Source organism: Chromobacterium sp. S0633, assembly GCF_024158805.1.
Lineage (GTDB): Bacteria > Pseudomonadota > Gammaproteobacteria > Burkholderiales > Chromobacteriaceae > Chromobacterium.
In genome coordinates this window covers 1-19,946 of the sequence record NZ_JAMZGH010000034.1, presented here as the reverse complement: position 1 = coordinate 19,946, position 19,946 = coordinate 1, and the positions used below count along the sequence as shown (strand labels likewise).

The 19,946-nt window shown below is 52.9% G+C and carries 9 protein-coding genes and 3 pseudogenes; 9 read left to right on the top strand and 3 right to left on the bottom strand.

Features of this window, described 5'->3' with window-relative positions; translation table 11 throughout:
- Positions 1-60 precede the first annotated feature (60 nt).
- The 6 genes and pseudogenes from NK214_RS18520 to NK214_RS18495 all read left to right on the top strand — a co-directional run bounded on the left by NK214_RS18520 (position 61) and on the right by NK214_RS18495 (position 13,675).
- Positions 61-1,356, top strand: coding sequence for a hypothetical protein (locus tag NK214_RS18520; protein ID WP_253315187.1), 1,296 nt, complete (start codon positions 61-63; stop codon positions 1,354-1,356).
- Positions 1,357-1,466: 110 nt separating this feature from the next.
- Positions 1,467-4,427, top strand: a complete 2,961-nt coding sequence (locus tag NK214_RS18515; protein WP_253315186.1) for an RHS repeat domain-containing protein — start codon at positions 1,467-1,469, stop codon at positions 4,425-4,427.
- 390 nt (positions 4,428-4,817) lie between these two features.
- Positions 4,818-9,281 carry a SpvB/TcaC N-terminal domain-containing protein gene (locus NK214_RS18510; RefSeq protein WP_253315185.1) on the top strand — a complete coding sequence of 1,488 codons (4,464 nt, stop codon included), beginning with the start codon at positions 4,818-4,820 and terminating at the stop codon, positions 9,279-9,281.
- Positions 9,282-9,395: 114 nt separating this feature from the next.
- Positions 9,396-9,729 (top strand): annotated as a pseudogene (locus tag NK214_RS18505) (transposase); the annotation flags it as partial.
- A gap of 237 nt (positions 9,730-9,966) precedes the next feature.
- On the top strand, positions 9,967-12,786 hold the full coding sequence (locus tag NK214_RS18500) for an RHS repeat-associated core domain-containing protein (RefSeq protein ID WP_253315184.1): 2,820 nt from the start codon (positions 9,967-9,969) through the stop codon (positions 12,784-12,786).
- A gap of 475 nt (positions 12,787-13,261) precedes the next feature.
- Positions 13,262-13,675: a globin gene (locus tag NK214_RS18495; RefSeq protein WP_253315183.1), complete on the top strand. Its 414-nt coding sequence runs from the start codon at positions 13,262-13,264 to the stop codon at positions 13,673-13,675.
- 366 nt (positions 13,676-14,041) lie between these two features.
- On the opposite strand, the gene NK214_RS18490 is transcribed toward NK214_RS18495, so the two are convergent.
- From NK214_RS18490 to NK214_RS18480, 3 genes and pseudogenes are all read right to left on the bottom strand, one after another.
- Positions 14,042-15,583 carry an EAL domain-containing protein gene (locus tag NK214_RS18490; protein WP_253315182.1) on the bottom strand — a complete coding sequence of 514 codons (1,542 nt, stop codon included), beginning with the start codon at positions 15,581-15,583 and terminating at the stop codon, positions 14,042-14,044.
- A 930-nt stretch (positions 15,584-16,513) separates the two neighbouring features.
- Positions 16,514-16,657, bottom strand: coding sequence for a hypothetical protein (locus tag NK214_RS18485; protein WP_253315181.1), 144 nt, complete (start codon positions 16,655-16,657; stop codon positions 16,514-16,516).
- Positions 16,658-17,539: 882 nt separating this feature from the next.
- Positions 17,540-17,795: pseudogene (locus tag NK214_RS18480) on the bottom strand (transposase); the annotation flags it as partial.
- A 36-nt stretch (positions 17,796-17,831) separates the two neighbouring features.
- Here NK214_RS18480 and NK214_RS18475 point away from each other — a divergent pair.
- The 3 genes and pseudogenes from NK214_RS18475 (at position 17,832) to NK214_RS18465 (ending at position 19,752) form a co-directional block, all read left to right on the top strand.
- Positions 17,832-18,782, top strand: a complete 951-nt coding sequence (locus NK214_RS18475) for a hypothetical protein (RefSeq protein ID WP_253315180.1) — start codon at positions 17,832-17,834, stop codon at positions 18,780-18,782.
- 54 nt (positions 18,783-18,836) lie between these two features.
- Positions 18,837-19,114 (top strand): annotated as a pseudogene (locus tag NK214_RS18470) (transposase); the annotation flags it as partial.
- 320 nt (positions 19,115-19,434) lie between these two features.
- On the top strand, positions 19,435-19,752 hold the full coding sequence (locus NK214_RS18465; protein ID WP_253315179.1) for a hypothetical protein: 318 nt from the start codon (positions 19,435-19,437) through the stop codon (positions 19,750-19,752).
- Positions 19,753-19,946: the final 194 nt, after the last annotated feature.

Below are 19,946 nucleotides of genomic sequence, written 5' to 3'. Positions count from 1 at the left end.
AGGAGGGGCTACCAAGGTCCACCTGCCCCCGGAACAGAGCTATATCCAGTGGAGTTAGACATGCGTAACTTTGAATCAGGCAAGGTCGCTTCGAGGCTGTCGGGAGTGTTGGGCGCGCGTCACCGGTACGGGTGGTTGCGCAGGGTGGCCGGCACGATGCTATGCGGCGTGGCGATGATAGCAGCCGTGATGCCGGTCCGGGCCAATCCGTTGGAGGGTGGCGAATATGAGATAAAAGCGCTGCCAATGCGGACGTTTACGTTTTTTCAACGTCAACAGGTGGTGTTTTTTCTAATTAAGAAATTGACTGACTTGAACGATGAAAAGGGGTTTAGACAAACCATAAAAGTGTGTGATGGCGAGCGGTATGTAGTAGGTTATAAAGAAGATAATCATTTCGCCGCTCCGGCCAAGAGCTTACTTGTCTCGATTTTTCCAAAAGGGGATGCAGATTATAATGGGCAATATGCTTCCGGTTTTTTTCGTACGATGGTTAAAGGGGATGAGGTAATAGTGCGGGTGCCCGTCAGACTGAATACACCTAACCTGGAGACGACTTCGGGAAATATATTCTCATTGGGAATCAATGATGTTCATTCGCTTGATATAAACTGCAAATATGGAAATAATCCGCCAACGATTTTGTCTCAGATCAAGTACGATACCCTATCCGATGAGGACGCCACGCCTATCGTCGTTCCGCTTGACTGGAAGGAGCAAAGGGTTGCATCTGACTCAAGCTTCATTGCCAGCGTCAGGATACTGGGCGCGCTGAAGGACGATGTCGTCAAATGGAAAGGCAGTGATGGTGCCGATGTCTCGATGACGATAGGGGATCCTATTTTGGATCGGGTCGATCACAGTAATATCGGCTATAGCTTTACGGCCACGCTAGCGATGCCGACTAGGCTGGATTACCATGCCTCAGTCGAATTGTTGCGTAAAAATAAGATAAAATCGCAAGAGCAGGTAATTAGCAGTATTAATGATGAGAGTGCCGATTCCATTGGCAAGAAGCCGATGTTGGACGTTCATGATTGTAATCCGAAACAACGCTGTACGCTGACCTGGCGTGCAACCATTCCTTACCGCGTGACGCCCGATCTCGGCGTGAGCTTGTCGTCATTCCGAAAGAATGCTGAGCTCGCACAGAAGCTGCCGGAAGACATTTTCAGTCTGGATTATCGTAGTGCGTGGCAAAATCACCATGGTTTTGACATGGCGAGCCCCGGATTGCTTCCGGCAATCAATCGCGTGTATTACCAGGGCAGTAACGATTCGTTATTGACGCATGATACGGTGATGCCACACTCGGGCGACTTTACCCTGATGTTCGAACCGGTCGGCGGCCTATGACCATGTTTGCCGACTGCATGAGAGGCGAAGGTCGGGAGTCGCTCATGAATCCCAAAACATGAGCTATCCGATTTGAACATGCTTCTGTCGGTTCATGGTAACTGAGGGAAATGCTGTTTTACCTGGTCAAGTTTGAAATTCAGAGAGGCATTATGGCCACCTCGGAAAGCATCGCTGAGCTGTGTCAACGTACTCCCATGCTGCAGGTGATTAGCAACCGGGGCCAAGTTGTACGCGTGCTGCAATACAACCGTACGCCTGGCGAAGGTGCGGAACTGGACGAGCGAGTGACACGCCAAACGGTGAATGCGCTCGGCCATATCGACAGCCAGATCGACCCACGGCTATTCAGCACCGGTAATTTGCGGCCGAACTTTCGCTATGGCTTGTCGTTGTCGGGACAGACGCTGAGCAGCGACAGCGTGGATGCCGGGATGCGTTATCAGTTGATGGATATCGAGGGCCGTCCATGCTGGAGCCAGGATAGCAGGGGTAACCAACGGCGACTCCACTACGACCGTTTGGGTCGCCCTAGCACTTTGAACGAACGAGGGAGGGGATTGCCGGAGCGGATCAGTGAGTACTGGCAATATGGCGATGAGTTAGCGGCGGCGACTCCGGGGTGCAATCTGCGCGGCCGGATGGTGGCGCATTACGACACGGCGGGTGTGCAGCGAGCAACCGCCTACAGCCTGCAAGGCCAGCCTTTGAGTACTAGTCGCCAATTGCTGTCATCGGAGAAACAGGCCAGCGATTGGTCGTTGGCAGAGGAGGCGCAGTGGTCACACCAACTGACGCCACCAGTGTACATCACCGCATGGCGCTACGACGCGCTGGGCGCGCTGATTGAGCAGCAAGACACACAGGGCAATGTGCAACAGTCACGCTATAACGTGGTCGGGCAGGCCGCGAGTTGCACACTACTACGCGCCGGCGCCAGCACGCCAATTGTGCTACAAGCGATCGATTACACCGCATCGGGACAAAAGCTGCGCGAAACCACGGGCAACCAGGTGGTGACCGACTACCAATACGAAGCGCAAACGCAACGTTTGCAGCGAGTAACGACCCATCGGCCAGCCGGAAATGGCCCGACCCTGCTGCAAGATTTGGTGTATGTCTACGACCCAGTGGGCAATATCCTGAGCGTGACCGATGAATCCAGAAGCATCCGCTATTTTGCCAATCAACAAGTGGCACCCATCAGTCGCTATGACTATGACGCCTTATATCAATTGGTGTCGGCCACCGGGCGGGAAAGTGCCGGCACTCAGGATTTGGGGGGGCGGCAGCCGGCTTGGCAACGCTTTCCGACCGATCCTAGCCAACTGGTCAATTACCGCGAGAGCTATGTGTACGACCGCGGCGGCAATCTGACTGATCTGCATCATCAAGGCGCGGCAAATTATCACCGCCAGCTGTTGATGGCCAGCGACAGCAACCAGGCGGTACTCAGCGATGCAAGCCAAGATGTGGCGGGCAACTACGATAGCAGCGGCAATCTGCAACGGTTGACGTCGAACGGGCAGCGGCTGCAATGGAACGGCCGCAACCAGCTGCGACAGGTGGTACTGGTGGAGCGCACGTACGAAGCTGTGGATCAGGAAAGCTACCAGTATGGTGGCGATGGCCTGCGGGTGTGCAAGCAGCGCCGCCGGCTGGCGAGTCAGGTGAACTGGCGGGAAGAAGTGATCTATCTACCAGGGCTGGAGTTGCGCACCCGCTATGCGAATGAAGAGGTTCAGGAACGGCTGGTGGTAATCGTGTCGGCAGGGGCGCGGGTGCTGCATTGGGAGAAGGGACGGCCCGACGCGATGCCAGACAACAGCATTCGTTACAGCCTGGACAATCACCTGAGATCCAGCGTGCTGGAACTAGACGAGCAAGCTAGGTTGATCACAGCGGAAGAATACTATCCCTATGGTGGCACAGCGTGCTGGCTGGCGCGTAATGAAATCGAGGCGAAGTACAAGACAGTGCGCTATTCGGGAAAAGAACGCGACGAGACAGGCTTGTATTACTACGGCTACCGCTATTATGCCCCATGGCTGGGGCGATGGCTAAGCCCGGATCCAGCGGGGACAGTTGATGGATTGAATTTGTATGGGATGGTGCGAAATAACCCAATAAAATATATTGATACGATGGGTTTGCTTACCGATGCGGATAAAACAGAAATCGGGATAAAGTACAATGAAAAATCAAAAAAACGCGGGTACTTTTCAAAAAAAGACAAGGTGAGAAAATTTAGCAAATGGGCATATGGAAAATATGGCGAGGGGAGGGAGGATTATTTTCGAGCGGTGGTGGAGTTGTTTGTCACAACAGGAAAGTGGAATGATATTCCAACTTCTTATCGCCCTCTAGATCCGCGAGCCAAAGCGGACGCCGAAAGGCAAGCGGCCAAGAGGCAGGCGGAAAATGATGAGGCTCGTGCCGCTGAGATTTTTTATCAGTATGCATCTCCCACTATTAATGCGGGTGCACGTGAAATTACAGGGAATTCGCGGAGGCAAGAGGAAAACAAACTTCAAGAAGCTATTCAGACAGTAGAACTTAAGTCAAATACTCAACCTGCTGGAGTGATTCGGGCGATGAAGGAAATGGCAAAAGGTGGGCCGCGACGTGTTGCCGAGAGCTTCCAAAATACGATTCTTGGATCATATTCAATGAGACAGGAAAAGGGGGTGGCTGGAAAATCGAATTCATGGTCCGGGCAAAGGTTAACGCCTGCTGCATTGGAGCAGCTAAAAAATGGAGGGGAGTATAAACTACCTAATTTTCTATCTGTCACGCCTGAGCTTTTGACAGCAACGTCCTTCATGGCTGGAGATAATCTGGAGGGGAAAGGAAAGGCGACGAATGCAACTGCATGGGTTCTGTTTGAAGTAACGGGTTTCAGTTCTATGCCATTGAATTCCTCAGAGCGAGGGACACGTGAATCGGTATATGTGTATGATGCTGCTTTTTCTGTTTCATATAAAGGGCGCGATTCTGACGGGGGGTATGAAATATTTATATTTAATGAAATTAATCCGGCTTCAGTTAGTTCTTATTTAAGATACGCCTAATAGTATTGAGGCTGGGCGTTCCATAGTCAGATCGAAGCATGACTGTTCAGCGTCGACAGCGCCCCCCCCTATGCCCGCTACGGTTTGTCTGTATCTGGACAGGGGGGGTAAACAGCGACTGTGTGTATCGATGAAATGCATGTCGATATGACAACCCTAAGGGGGAATGATTCGCACCTTGGTTCTGCCTGCCTGATGGGTGTCAAGTTATTTGGCAGAAGCGCAAGTTGAGTGCAGAGGGAATTTGCATCCTATCGTCGGGCTCGACGATGCGGACGGGCAGCAGGTTTCCAGGTTGCAATGGCTGGGAGTGCGTCGCGTTTGTTCCACGCGTTGCGGGGAGCCGGCTATCGTCAGCAAGTTGCCCATCTTCAGAGGATTAATTTGATCATGCAAAAGGACACGTCAGTTGCAGTCCAGAGCTTGGTGCTCCCCAAAGGCGGGGGCGCGATTGTCGGACTTGGCGACAGCCTGAGTCCGATCGGCCCGAGTGGTATGGCGGGGCTGACCTTGCCGTTGCCGGTATCCGCCGGCCGAGGCTATGCGCCAGCACTCTTGCTTACCTACAGCAGCGGTGCAGGAAACAGTCAGTTCGGCCTTGGCTGGCAATTGGGCCTTATGACAATCCAGCGTCGCACCAACCGTGGCGTGCCGCGCTACGACGGCGGCCCAGAAGACGAGTTTGTCGGCCCCGATGGTGAAATCCTCGTCTGCGAACACGATGCACAAGGCAAGATCGTGACGACCACTGTCACACAATACGGCGCGAAGGTTCTCGGAAAGACCTACCAGGTCACACGGTATTTCCCTCGGATCGAAAGCGCTTTTCACCGGATCGAGCGTTGGCAGGGCGCGGACGGCCCCAGCAACCCCACCGGCGATTTCTGGTTGATTCACGACGCCGACGGACAACTCCACTGCCTAGGCAAGACGGCGGCGGCTCGCATCGCCAACCCGGCGCACCCCGAGCAGGTCGCAGAATGGCTAATCGAGGAATCGGTCAATCCGGTATGTGAGCACATCTATTATCGCTATGTTGCCGAGAATGATGAAAACGTCAAGGCCACGAATGAAACGACACGCGATCACATAGCGAATCGCTATCTTGCTGAGGTGTACTACGGCAATCAGACTGCGGCGGCCGATCTATATCTGTGGGATACGCTAGATGCCCGCGGTCAGGGTTGGTTATTTAGCATGGTGCTCGACTACGGCGAGCGCGGCGTCTCGCTCAATACCGTCCCGCCCTACACGGTGCCAAGCAGCGGTACCTGGCCGCTGCGTGCCGATAGTTTCTCGCGTTACCAGTACGGCTTTGAGCTGCGTACGCACCGGTTGTGCAGGCAGGTCCTGATGTTTCATCACTTCGCCAACGAGCTGCTGCAGGACCATACATTGGTGCGGCGCCTGTTGCTGACGTATCGGGAGTTGGCTGTCGTCAGCCAGCTCACACAAGTCCGCACGCTCGCCTATGAACTCGACGGTATGGTGCAGAGCCTGCCGCCACTGGAGTTCGCTCACAGCGAATTCGATCCCCGCACGCAGACTGGCAGCCATCGGGTGTTCGACGGTGTCCCTGAACTGAACAACCTGACGCATTACCAGATGGTCGATCTGTTTGGCGAGGGTTTGCCGGGGGTGCTGTTCCGCTATGGCACGGGCTGGTGCTATCGCCCGCCGATCCGTGGCAAGACGGGGACTGATGAGGTCGCGTATGGCGAATGGCAGACGCTTCCTGTGGTGCCCACGATGCAGCCTGAGCGCCTCGCGTTGATGGACATCGACGGCGATGGCCATCTCGATTGGCTGGTGACCCAACCGGGAATCAGTGGGTGCTTCTCGCTCAAGGAGGGGAATCAGTGGTCCGGCTTTATGCCGTTCAACGCGCTGCCAGCCGAATTCTTCCATCCGCAGGCGCAACTCGCTGATTTGGTCGGCGCGGGCCTGTCTGACCTAGCGCTCATCGGACCCAAGAGCGTGAGGCTCTACGCGAATCAGCGTGACGGTTATGCAGAACCAATCGACGTTAGTTATCGAGACGACGAACCCGGGCTGCCGATTGTCGGGCGAGACTCACGTGAGCTGGTTGCGTTCAGTGACATGCTCGGCTCCGGCCAGCCCCATTTGGTCAGCATCAGGCATGATGGCATCACTTGCTGGCCCAACCTCGGTCGCGGCTGTTTCGGCAAGCCGTTCAAACTGGCACCTCTCGACTTAGATTGGACCACGTTCAATCCGGACCAAGTCTTCCTGGCCGACCTGGACGGCAGCGGCGCCGCTGATTTGATCTATATCGAGCGCGATTGCCTGATTCTCTATTTGAATCAATCAGGCAACAGCCTCGCTGCGCCTATCAGGTTGCCTCTGCCTGAAGGACTCTTTTTCGACAGGCTATGCCGCGTAAGTTTTGCAGATTTGCAGGGCTTGGGTGTTGCAAGCTTGGTGATTTCTCATCCGCATATGGTGCCGAGCCATTGGCGGCTAGATTTTACTCGAGTGAAGCCGTATCTGATGGTGTCGGTCAACAATAATATGGGAGCAAGCACGTCGTTTCAGTACCGAAGTTCGGCCCAGTATTGGCTTGATGACAAACTGGCCGACTCGCGACTCACATCGGCGTTGCCGATGCCGGTTCACACGCTTGCGCAGGTGGTGACGCTAGATGAAATCACTGGCAATTCAGAGACACAGCAGTACGGCTATCACTACGGTGTGTACGACGGCGTTGAGCGGGAGTTCCGGGGGTTCGGACTCGTCACGGCGCAGGATGCGCCAAGCGCATCGTCGGTAGCCCCATCAGCCCAATCGGATGCGCCGCCGTTACTTACCAAGGCTTGGTACCACACAGGAAGGGAAACCGACGAGTTTGTACTTCGAGGCTTGCCGTATCACGATACGAACGCGGTGATGGTCAAAGCCACCCGCCTTACGCGATACGACTCGACACAAAAGCAAGATTTGGATTTTGACCCGAAAGGTGATGCAACAATCCGTTATTGGCTTTTTCGCGCGCTCAAGGGTATGCCGCTGCGCCAGGAGGTGTACGGGCTTGATGGTAGTGACAAAGAAGCTATCCCATACTCGGTGTCGACGTCGCGTTACCAGGTTCGTCTCGTCCAAGCCGCAGCCGGTTGCGCAGGCCCGGTTGTGCTGCCGAGTGCACTCGAACAAGTGGCCTACAATTACGAGCGTATCGCGGTTGACCCGATGGTCAGCCAACAGGTTCAGCTCCAGCGTGACCAATATGGTGCCGTGACTTGGCAGGTAGGCATTAACTATCCTCGTCGTCCGAAGGGTTCCAGTAATCCGTATCCGGATTCCCTGCCATCCACCAGTTGGAGCAGCAGCTATGACGACCAGCAAACCGGTCTGATTCTAAACGAGCAGCGCAGTGCGCCGCTTCATCTCGAGAGCCCGCACGCTTGGCTATTGGGCCTGCCCTCTCTGCAGCGCGGCAATGTGCTGACCTATGAGGCCAGCCGGGTGCTGAGCGGCGGACTGAGCTTCGAGTTGCTGAGTCGGGCGGATGGGCTGCTTGGTCCGACTCAGCCTCGTGTCTATGCGGGACAGCAACGGATCGTCTATACGCATGCACCGCTAACGTGGCCGGCGCTGATCGATCATGTCGAATCTGCTGAGTTCGACGATGAAGCCCTCAAGGCGTTCGACGGTGCACTAGACGACACGGCGCGAGAGAGCTTGCTGAAGCAAGCAGGCTATCAACTGGCGGATCGCGTTCTATCGCCCGGTTCGAAGTCGGAACGCCAAGTTTGGATTGCCTCTCGCGGTTACACCGATTATCTCCCGGCTTCCGGATTCTATCGCCCGAGCAGCCAGCGTTCGAGTCAGCTGACGGGGGCCGTGAAGTACGGCTACGACGAGAACATCTGTGTACTGACGAAGACGGTGGACGCACTGGGTAACGAGACTGTCGCCCAATACGATTATCGGTTTTTGCAGCCCAGGCACATCGTGGATTTGAATGCGAACACGCAGGAGGTGCGGCTGGATGCACTTGGCCGCGCCGTGACCGGCTGGTTTTACGGCACTGAGGGAGGGCAAGAGGTAGGTTTCCTCCACGGGATGGAGTACTCACCCACAGGGCTCACTGTCGCACAGGCGATCGATAATGCTGGCAAAGCACGACAGCAGGTCGCCAGCATCCAGCTCGTAGATCCATTCAGCTGGATGGGGCAGCTTACTCAGGAGGTACTCGAGCCTGTGTCGGGCAACATGCTATCACTCTGGAGCACGTTGCAGGCACGCGGGTTCATAACGGCCGATGGCTGGATACTCTCGGCGGGCCATCGGTGGGCAACGGAGGCGGTTACACCCCCTGATGGTCTGGACAAACTTCGCGCCTTGATCCAAGAGACTGCGCGTAACCCGGTGCGATCAGCAATGCTGGTCGCTGATCGCTATCCGTCCGACTCCGAACAACAGGTACGGGTCAGTATGACATATTTCGATGGTTGGGGCCGCACGCTGCAGGCAGTCCAGAAAGTACCCCCTGGCGCATCGTGGCAACGTGATGCACATGGAGAACTCGTCGTCGATCGGGATCAAAAGCCCGTCACCGTCGATACCCCAACCCGTTGGGCCGTGTCGGGCAAGGTCGAATACAACAACAAGGGCCAGCCAGTACGCAGTTATCAGCCGTACTTCATCAACGATTGGCGTTATGTCGTCGATACAGCAATGCGCTCATGCGGGTTTGCGGACACGCACTTCTATGATGCAACCGGCCGCGAGGTCCGCGTGGTAACCGCCAAGGGCTATGTACGCCGCACCGGATTTTACCCATGGTTTACTGTCATGGAAGACGAAAACGATACCTGGCAATCAATCGCTTGAGTTGGGTCACAGGCGAGACGGCCAATCTAGCAGGCTACTGAAGTACCGGCGGCAATGTCATCGCGGAAGGCTCCTGAAGCGAAGATGGAAGGCCCCCAGGTGTCCTCTGGGGTCATGTGTGGCGCCAACACATTCGCCGAGAGATTGTTTCCCATGCGCAAGCTGGGCGACTTCGTTACGAAGTCGCATCCATTGCGTTGAATCCGCGTGATGGCGAACGAAGCGCAAGCAAAGATGGATCGGTTATTTTCCGGTCCCGGTGCTCTAAAGTTTCCGCTCGAAGCGCCAACTGATGGAGCAGGTGCAATACAACCTGCTGCTTCGCGGGTTCATCGGACGGGCCATGGATAACGAGGTCTGAGTGCCAACGGTCTTCACGAAGAACCGCGAACGTCTGATCATACATTATGCGGTGATTGAATTTTTCAACGAAGTCGTGGCGACCGCAGGGAGGATGTACTCATTGACACAGGCCCGTGCGTAGTGGCCAAAAAAGCGGCAATGAAGCCTGAAATTGGCCTTAACCGCCGAACAAGCACGGCATCGGTGCTGAAATTTCACAACGCGATAAACCTTGCGGTGAGAGCCGTGTAAGCGCAGAAAGGCTACTTCGCTCGCTTGGAAATGAATATTGCAGGGGAGGCTACAGAGTGCTTAGTGCGACAGACTTCAATGGAGAGCTATGATGAACCCTGCTTTTGGCACGCCATCACTTGTTGTACGGAGCAGCCGCGGCCTACCAGTACGGACGCTGACCTACAACCGCTCGTTGCCTGACGCAGAGCTCGACGAGCGTATCGAGCGGACCGTCCACGCTTCGCTGGGGCACGTTGCATCCCGTATCGATGCCCGTCTGTTTAGCGCTGACGTGGAACCTAACTTCACCTATACGTCGTCGCTCACCGGTCAACTATTGCTTACCACGGGCGTGGACGCCGGAGTTCAGCTGACGTTGGCCAATGTCGACGGTCGGCCTGTCTGGTCGCGCGATGCCCACGGCACTGTCTCCGCCTTCGACTACGACCCACTTGGTCGCCCGCTGGCGGTCACCGAGACCACCCACGGCGCGGCTATCGTGCGCGATGTCTGGCAATATGGCGAAACCGAACCGGATCCGGTGTCACACAACCTGCGCGGCCAGTGTGTGCGCCATTACGACTCCGCTGGCAGCCTTGCCTGGTCCGGATTTGTTCTGACCGGGCAAGCGTTAACCGAGACCCGGACGTTGCTCGCCACTTCTGACGCCGAGCCCGATTGGTCGGGCGCCGAAATTGGCTGGTCAATGGCGCTCGAATCGCAAAGCTATAGAACTGACTGGGCCCGCGACGCAATGGGCACGTGGCACACGCAGACTGATGCGAAAGGTAACGTACAGGTACGGCATTTTGATGTTGCCGGCCGGCTTGAGGCCAGTTCGCTGACGCTGGCAGGCGTTGTCAGCTGCTCGGTGCTTGTGGCGATCGACTATAGCGCTGCTGGTCAGGTGTTGAACGAAACTGGTGGCAACGGGATGTTCAGCGCGTACGCGTACGAACCCGAGACCCAGCGGTTGGTGCGATCGACCATCACACGTTCAGTCCAGGCAGGCCGCTCAACGGTGCTGCAGGATCTGCATTACGACTATGATCCGGTAGGCAACGTGATCGGCATGCGCGATGCTGCTCAACTGCCTACCTACTGGCGTAACCAGCGTGTGGAACCCGCGCGCACATATTCTTACGACGCCCTTTATCAACTGAGCAGCACGACTGGCCGCGAAATGGCCAACCGTGGTCAGCAGGGCACAACTCTGCCGCCAGTCTGCCCGATACTGCATGACGACACCGCTTACACGGGCTACACCCGTCGTTACACCTATGATCGGGGCGGCAATCTGACGTACATCCAGCATCAGGGCTCGCAAAGCTACACACAGACCATCGTGGTGTCTGACCGTAGCAACCACGCGGTACTACAGGGTGTGCACGGCAGCCTAATGCCGGCCATGGTCGACGCAGACGGTTGGTTCGACGCGGCCGGCAACCAGCAGCAATTGCTGCCGGACCGGCTGCAGCCGGTCGCGTGGAGTCGCAACCGGTTGAGCCGGGTCACGCTGGTGAGGCGCGACGGCGGCACCGATGATCGAGAGGTGTATCAGTACGGCGGCAATGGCATGCGGGTGCGCAAGCAGTTGCGCCAGCAGACATCGGGGAGCACCCGTACAAGTGAGGCGATCACGCTGCCGGGGCTGACCTTACGGGTGACGAAAAGTGACAACGGACAGGCGGTACAGGTGGTCGAGGCGCTGCAAGATATCCAGCTGGAAGCGGGCCGAACTTACGCGCGGGTGCTGCATTGGGATGTGGGCCGGCCCGGCTGGCTCGCTGATGACCAGATCCGCTACGGCACCAGCGACCTAATTGGCTCGGTGGGGCTGGAACTCGATGGGCAGGCGGAACTGATTAGCCTGGAGGAGTATTACCCGTATGGCGGTACCGCAGTGTGGGCGGCGCGCAGCGCCGTGGAAGCGGACACCAAGTACGTGCGTTACTCGGGCAAGGAGCGTGATGCTACCGGGCTGTACGACTACGGTTGGCGTAGCTACCAGCCATGGCTCGGCCGCTGGCTTAATCCAGACCCAGCCGGCACCATTGATGGGCTCAACCTCTATCGCATGGTAGGGAATAATCCGGTCAGATTGAGGGATGTGGATGGCCTTGCCCCCCGAACAAATGCAATAAGAAGAGACATTAAATCTCTATTGGCGGATGTCGATAAAATCATAATAACAGATTTGAATTTATTGAAAAATAATCACAAGGCTGTAAGTGAAACCATGAGTGTGTTGTTTGGGGACAATTCAGATGAGAAAAAAGATAGATGGGAGAAAGATCTTAAACATCTACAGCAATTGGTCTTGAGACTAGAAGTGGATAGAAACATAGGCAAAATGACAAACGATGAGCTTGAGATGTACGGCAGCAAAAAACCAATTGCCATTGCTGACCGCGATGAATATGCGCGATATAGTAGATATTGTTTCGCCATTGATAATTTAAATAAAAACAAGGACTTCATTCCGTCTGACGATTTTAAAAAACAACTCAACGAGAAAAAGAAAGATTATAGTGATGAGAGGAGTGCCAAGTTTTTTAGAGTAAATAAGGAAGAATGGGGAAGGCTAGACAAGAGCAAATGGCAAATTACCCATATAACTATTCATGAGCTATCGCATTTGACTGCCAACACAGAAGATTACGCTTATGGCAATAGCTCACTTTCAGAGGAGGCTCTATTGCCAATTTATCAACTATCAATAGGCGAGCTACCTGAGGCCAAAAAAGGAAAAGGATTTTCCAAGATACACACCTACACACCAAATATCCTCAAAGATATACCTTACGGAAATGCTGACACATTTGCTCATGCAACAATTTTACTTTCATATGCCGTATCTAAAAACAATGAAAAACTAGAAAAATATAAAACCCTTATATCAAATAAAATCTTTCAGAGAACGACTTAGACCAATAAGGGGGTTATGTGGCTTTATTTCACAAATCAGTCTGAGGGTGCGGAGCAGTGTGAGGGCATGGGTGATCTAGTCCCGAAAAAACCACGAACTAAAAAAGCCTCCAATGCTGCACTCAAGGTGAGTGGATTGTTGAGACCTGAACTGGTGCGGCACGCCAAGCGGCAAGTACAGGCAGGCCTTCAGCGACATTGACCTCCCATTGAAAAACCGTTGCAGCAAAAGAAGATAATTCGGGAAAATTTTAAGCTCATTTAGGTAGGAGATTTGTCATTAAGAAATCAAAGCTCACCAAAGAGCAGGTCTCCTCCGCACTTACATGTAGCAGAGTGCCGAGTCATGGCTTTGCAACCGCACTCATGCAAAGCAAAGCTTTATGATAACTTAGAAGCAGAGCAAAGAATTTATCTTGTCTTTGGTGTTTTCCGTACAAAAACTGTTTTAGAGTGCAGGTTAGGAGTATTAGAATATGGTAACGAAAAAACAAATACAACTATTGCAGCGATCGTGGGATGTCCTAGGGATGCAAAACCAGGAGATGATGGAGCGTGTTTATTTTAATCTATTCACAGCTCATCCGGAATACAAAAAACTCTTTATAAAATCACCCCACGACATGAGCGTATCATTGGTGCGAACTTTTAATGTGGTACTGACAAGCTTGGAAGATCTTGAGCAGCTCAGGCCTATCATATTAGGAATGGGCATATATCATCATAAATTCAAACTATCCGAATCACATTTCAAAAATCTGAGGAAGGCCATTTTGGATGCTATAGCGATTCAACTTGGTGACTTGATGACCCCTGATATCGAAGATGCATGGGGAACGGCTTTTGATGAAATTGCAAGAATTATGCTAGAGGGTATTCGTTCCGCATAAAATTGTGACCTCCTCCCGCAAAACCGTAGCAGCGAAAAGTAGAGATTTCGAGCAAATTTAAGCCCACTCGGGACGGAAGAGTAGATGGCCTTCGCATTGCGCCAAGAGGAGTCCGGCACCACCGTCGCAGAGGCCTGCCGCAAGAAGGGAAGGAAATCATTCTCATCTTCTGCCACCACGCACCATGGGATGTAATGGGGCCGACGTTGATAGTCCTGAGCCGTCCCCACTCGTATTTCCCGACTCAGCGTATCATAAAAGTGGCAATCGGAATCCCTGTTGCTGTGTAAGTAGATTTATGCTGTTTTTCTCACAAATCCCTGCAACCCTCACCATTGCTCACATTGGCATTTCAACCGGGGGCATTCAACGCCGCCAGGTCCCGCCCTGACGCATGCGGTAGACAAACTCATCTAGCGGCATCGGCCGGGCAATGTAAAAGCCCTGCAGCCAACCAATTCCTAGCCGGCTCAGATAGTCAAACTGTTCGGCTGTCTCCACGCCTTCGGCCACTGTCGTCAGGCCCAGCTTGGCTGCCAACTGTGCCACGCTGTCAACTATGTGAGCGGATAGACCATCACTGCCGATGCCGGCCACGAAGCTCTGATCTATCTTTAGCCCGCCCACCGTCAACTGCTGCAGGTAAACCAAGCTGGAATGACCAGTACCGAAATCATCCAGCGCCACTTTGACACCCAAAGCATCCAAGCGATCAAACAACGCCTCTACTTCAGGCGTGATCGCTACCATCTCGCGCTCGGTAAGCTCCAGGGCCAACACCCCACCGCAAGTGGCCAGGAGCCCCGCCCAATGCTGGCAGTCGCGGTAAAGGCCCCCCTCCTGTAAATGGGCACGGCTGATGTTGACGGCCAAATGGAAATCCGGTGGAAGCGACAATTTACCCACCTTGGCCAACACGGTGTCCATCATCTGCCGCGTCATCTCGACGATCAAGCCACTCTCCTCTGCGTGCGGGATGAAGAGATCGGGCCGAATCAGGCCCTCGCGCGGATGTCGCCAACGCATCAGTACCTCGGCGCCGCGCCAGTCCGGCAGCCCGGGTTTTACGATGGGCTGTAGATACCCTTTGAATTCATCGTTCGCCAGCCCCCGCTGCAGCTCGTCGGTAAAGGAAGCAGGCCGACCTAGCAGCCAGTAAAGTGTGGCGCCGGCAAACGCTCCCAGCAGCAGCAGAGTTACTGTCAGGGGCGCGTGTCGCGACCACAGTTGCCGGTACCAGGGTGGCAGATCGTAGCTGGAACTTACGGTGAATGGGTAACGACTAGAGTGGCGGACCTCCACCATCTGTCCGTCCACCGGAGGCGGGGCCTTGCCATCTCGATGCGGCCCCAGCCACTGTTCACCCACCTGCAGAATTACCTGAATACTGTCGCTAGCGTCCTGTAGAGCCAGCTGCAGATAACGCCCATCCACCGTTACCACCGCCGCGTCGGTGCCGCGATGCAGTCGGTAGTACAATAGCGATACATTGGGTGTGATCGCATTCCCCGGCAATAATTGCATTCTACCCTGCACAAAACCACGCTCCGGCATTGCCCAATGAACTCTACCACTCAACGATGAGCAATAGACATTATTGCCGGTCAATAGCATCGTGCTGCGGATGAAAGGCGTGATTGCCACCTGACGACGCAAGGGGTAAACGACCTTGCCGCATGGGCCGCCCGCCAGTGGTAGTAGGATGCGAGCAGCTTCGTCGGCCTGCCCGAGTATGCCCTCTACTAAGCCTAAGCCCTGCTCCACCTGATGCTGCACAAGTGTTTGCAGATCCTGCCGCTCCTGCCATAGCAGCGCTGGCGCAGTCGCCGCAAGCGGCAAGACAGTGACCAGCAGGGCGAACAAAAGATGTGATAGCCGATGGTGACGGCGTAGCTGTAGGGAATTCATCGACTCTCCCCATAATTAATTTCCATAAAAACCAGTAACGTGGTCTTTGACTGTATATTTTAAACAAAAATAAAAACTTTTAGAATTTTCACGAGACTCAGCAGGTTTATATCAAATAGTGGAAATTGCGAGTGACCACACCCCCACCTAAGCAGGTGTTGTGCTTTGCTGTGTTGTACGACCGGCACAGTTACATTGTGAGCCCTCAATTGCTCCTTTATTCCAGGTGTTATGTCCGCATATATATCGCAATATGCAGCGTGCCCATCATTTTGAATGTCAATGCTTTCTCTCCTGCGCTTCTTTGTTTTAGCCTAGGGCTAGAGCCTCCATCAAGGTACTCAGCTAGTTGGAAATAGTGAGCAACTCTTCTATAGGCACTTCCTTTCGGTTCGTAACATGATCAGATGTGCCCTCAGCAACAGACCCTTAGCATTGTCGCGTGGAGGTTAGGCCGCCGAGTGCCCGGGAGGAGGGCTTGCGGATGGTCTAGTGGCGTTCATTAAATCTTTCTAGAACAGGCCTTACAGCCGATTGATGAAGCGAAGGTTGGTCAATATGGCCTTTCTTGACGAGTAGCGAGACGCCGAGGCCGGGGTGCGGCCTAGCGATAGCCTTTGGGCTGCGCCACATGACCCCGCCAGTCGTCGTCGTTCTTGTCATGCATGATCACCACCGCCACGCTCTTACACTGCGGGCCGCCCATCAGTTGAAGCCAGAAAACCCGCGACCGTGTGATAACCGAATGAGGGACTCTCCTCGATCATCGCTTTTGATCAGCGTTACCAAGTACTGCTGGAGCTTGGGTGCACCCTTCTGCAAACGGTAATACACCATGCGACGCGGCACATCAAACCAGCGGCACAACTTGCTGATCGACACCTGAATACCACCTTCTTCCAGTCCCTGCTGGACAGACTCGATTACTTGTCATCCTCGCCCAACAGGCGATTGTAATTTTTTTCTGGCGCGGAGCTCCAGCATGGCTTCGCCGTAGGCTTCCTGCAGGTCCTTGATCTGTTTCTCGTACGGCTCACAGATCTCCATCGGCGTGGACCGCCGCGCATTTTCCATGCCATGCCTGGCCTCCTCGACCCATTCCTCGACTTCTGATGGTGTCTGATCGAAGGCTCGAGAAGCCTCGGCTACAGTGTTTGCCCTGAATAACTTCCGTCACCCGATTGGCTTTACTCTTGGCAGTCCAGCGCTTGACTTCATCTTCCATGGTCAAACTCATCACATGCCCCTGTGTGAGCCATGGCTTTAGCATGCACCTGGCGGGTCATTGCAATATCCGCCAGTTATTAATACAGAATGCCACCACTGAATCTAATTCACTTCAATGCCGATGTCTTATCCCGTGGAGTATTGCGCAGTTAAATTTGTTTGCAATTGTTTGGGGTGTGTAAACAAACTGTTATTGCATTGATGGGCAATAAGCGTCTTGCAACTGCATCAGGCATAATCTAACTATAAATACACGACAACTTTGTCATTGATGGTTGTGTGGCATCCGTTGTGTCAATTCATTAGAGCTCCTCTAAGCAGGGCTAAAAAGACCACTCAGAAAACCTGAGCCAAAGTGCGTTGATGCAGACAATGCAAACTGTGCAATAAGGAGATGCATGCAGGTCAAGTGTGTTTTTTGCGGATCCATACAATCTACTTCCAACAACACCCGTATGCCTCATCGTGATTATTTTTAAAATTGAAGCGTCTTGGTTGGTCGCCGGCGCGAAGGAGTTGTCTCGTGGATCTGAAATTTAAACTGGATTTTTTTGATGATGAAGTTAGTGCTTGGCACCACAAGGCTGAGCTCACCGAATTCAAAACCGAGTCTGGCGGTAGCGTTGATATTAAGAACAATCTTGTGATGAGATTTTTGCCGGCAGGAAAAATTGAGAAAGGGTATATTATAGCTGAATTTATTCCCACGTGGCATGAATGTCTTGCCGGTAAAGTTTCGAAGACCAAGGAGTCGTGTCGGTTGGAGCCGGTAATGCTCAGCGCCAGTGGCAAACCTCGGCGATCTACGATGATGTGCCGTTTGCTGCCGCATTTACCTCGATCGGTGGGGTTGGGGCCGGTCTCTTGGCCCCAGGGGGCTGGCAACGCTAGCCCCATCAATGCTGGCCCGGCTCCAATCAATTTGATCGTGTTGGCGCAGTTGTATCAGCAGGGCTAGGTGTAGGCGGTCCCAAATGCCTGACGATCAAATTGAAGACATACTTAACTTAAGGGGTTTGTCATGAATATCTATATTGGTGGATTACAGTGCGCATCTGGCCAAAATAAAGATTTTCCAGTCAGAAACAAGCTACAGAGTGTTGTTGAGTACACTCAAGCATGCCTGAGTAATTCATGTCAAATTGTTATGGATTCCATTTCTTTTGTCTTAAAAAATAAAGATAGATCATGCCCGCTTTTTTTTGCGCTCCCTGAGTTTTTCTGGAACATAAAGTGGTCTGATGTTTATGATATAAATGAAATTTCCCAGCTGTCTGATTTCTATCTCGATAACCTTTCCGATAGGGTTGGTTTGATATTGAGAGGAATGCCCGCAGATGTTTTTGGTAAAGTTATTTTATTGGCAGGAACTGTTGCCACTCTTATTAAAACAAAAGAAGGGCTCTATGAGCCAATCAATTATTGCCTGATTGTTGATAACTTCAGCGGTGTTGGAGGCGCTCCTTCTACGGTATCAGCATTGCCAAAAAGAAACACATCATCGATAGATTTTGGAAAGCCAGATGTTGTGGATGTTGAGTATTACATTGCGAATCTATCTGATTCACTCCACATTCCTATCTTAAACAAAAGTATGGTGGCTTCAGAGCATAACTCAGCCGAAGGCTACGGCGAGAAACTAAATAACAGACTACTTGATGGCTGCCCCTTCAGTATTGACATCTGTTTAGATTACGAGCGCTTGAATTTTGACGAGCAAAAGAAAAGCTTAATGAATGCCAACACCAAGATTGATTTCTTATTGGCCTGTGGTATGCCTATAAATGAAAATCACCGATATCCCGACTCGGTTCAGTACGCGGTGCGCAATGATGGTGCCAGCGATGGAAAAATTGAGTTTTTTTCTGTATCGAAGAATCGTATTTTTCAGAAAATCACTCCTGAGATCCTGACTCCCCCTGTCAACTTAGGGAAAAGCGCCCTTGTTATGGCGAAGCTGGATATCCGATGAATGTCAATTGGGCGGCAAGTATTCCTTCAATAAGGAGGGCATGGCCAAAAAGACAACGCAGCGCTCAAAGCGTGCGGATCGTTAATGACTTGGCACGGCACTTCGTGTGGCAAGCGTGGGCGTACCCCAGGATTTAGTGATGCTGCCATTCAATTCTGCCTGGCGATCAAATGCCTATTCAGCTTGGCGGGGTAGGTTGGCCTACGCTGGACTGCAGCACATTCAGCCAGCGACAGCAGTCCCTGCAAGTGGTGATTCCATGCCGCCCGACCACGACGGGTTTGCATCTGCGGATCGACAGCACCAGCATCAAAGTGCAGGGTGAAGGCGAGTAGAAAACAAAGAAGCTTAGTGCGTATGACAGTCAGCATTTCGATAACGTCTTCGATATCTAAAACTCGAGTAGGGATGTGTACGCTGACCGAGGCTATCCGTTCAAAGCGTAAATAGCTCTGCTCGGATTCCAGCACCAGATTCAGCTCAAGGGATAGATAAAAAACCGCTATCGAATATCAGCGGCGACATGATCAGCATATCGTGATTGAGCTGATGGGGTGCAAAATAGTCCACCTTAAGTAAATTTACGCTATTTTTGCAAGTGGTGATGAGTATGGTCTAATATTACTTATAAGCCATAGCAAGGAGCAAAGTCATGAGTTATTATCAAGCAACAATTCAATTTGGACACTTTCCTAATTTGGAAAGAATTGAAGTATTGCTTGCCAGTGGAAAACATTTCATTGGCGACTCCGCGGGCATCGGCCCACCCGATGGATGCATGTCGACCGGCGGAATTATGGTGAAAGGCCCCGACCAATCACTTCAAGCCACTATTTTTTTTCATGCACAAACATCGGCTACGTCTGTAATGGTTTATTTTTTAGATAAAAATAAAGAAATTATTGCAACATTCAATGGAGACTCAATAGCACATAAGACTGAGTTTGATGGAGTTGGCATGTGGGACTGAGGAGTCATTCTTTGATCTACCATTTGCTTGTCAACGAATTGATGTGGGCCCCTCGCGGAATTGATTCTGGCGGGTGGGTGCAAACATTTATCCTACTCACTAATCCCATCGCAACCAAATGGTCTGTCCCGGGCTCAGTGGACACTAACTTAAGGTGGATAATCTCCACCAAGGAGTGTTCATGACCCAAACCC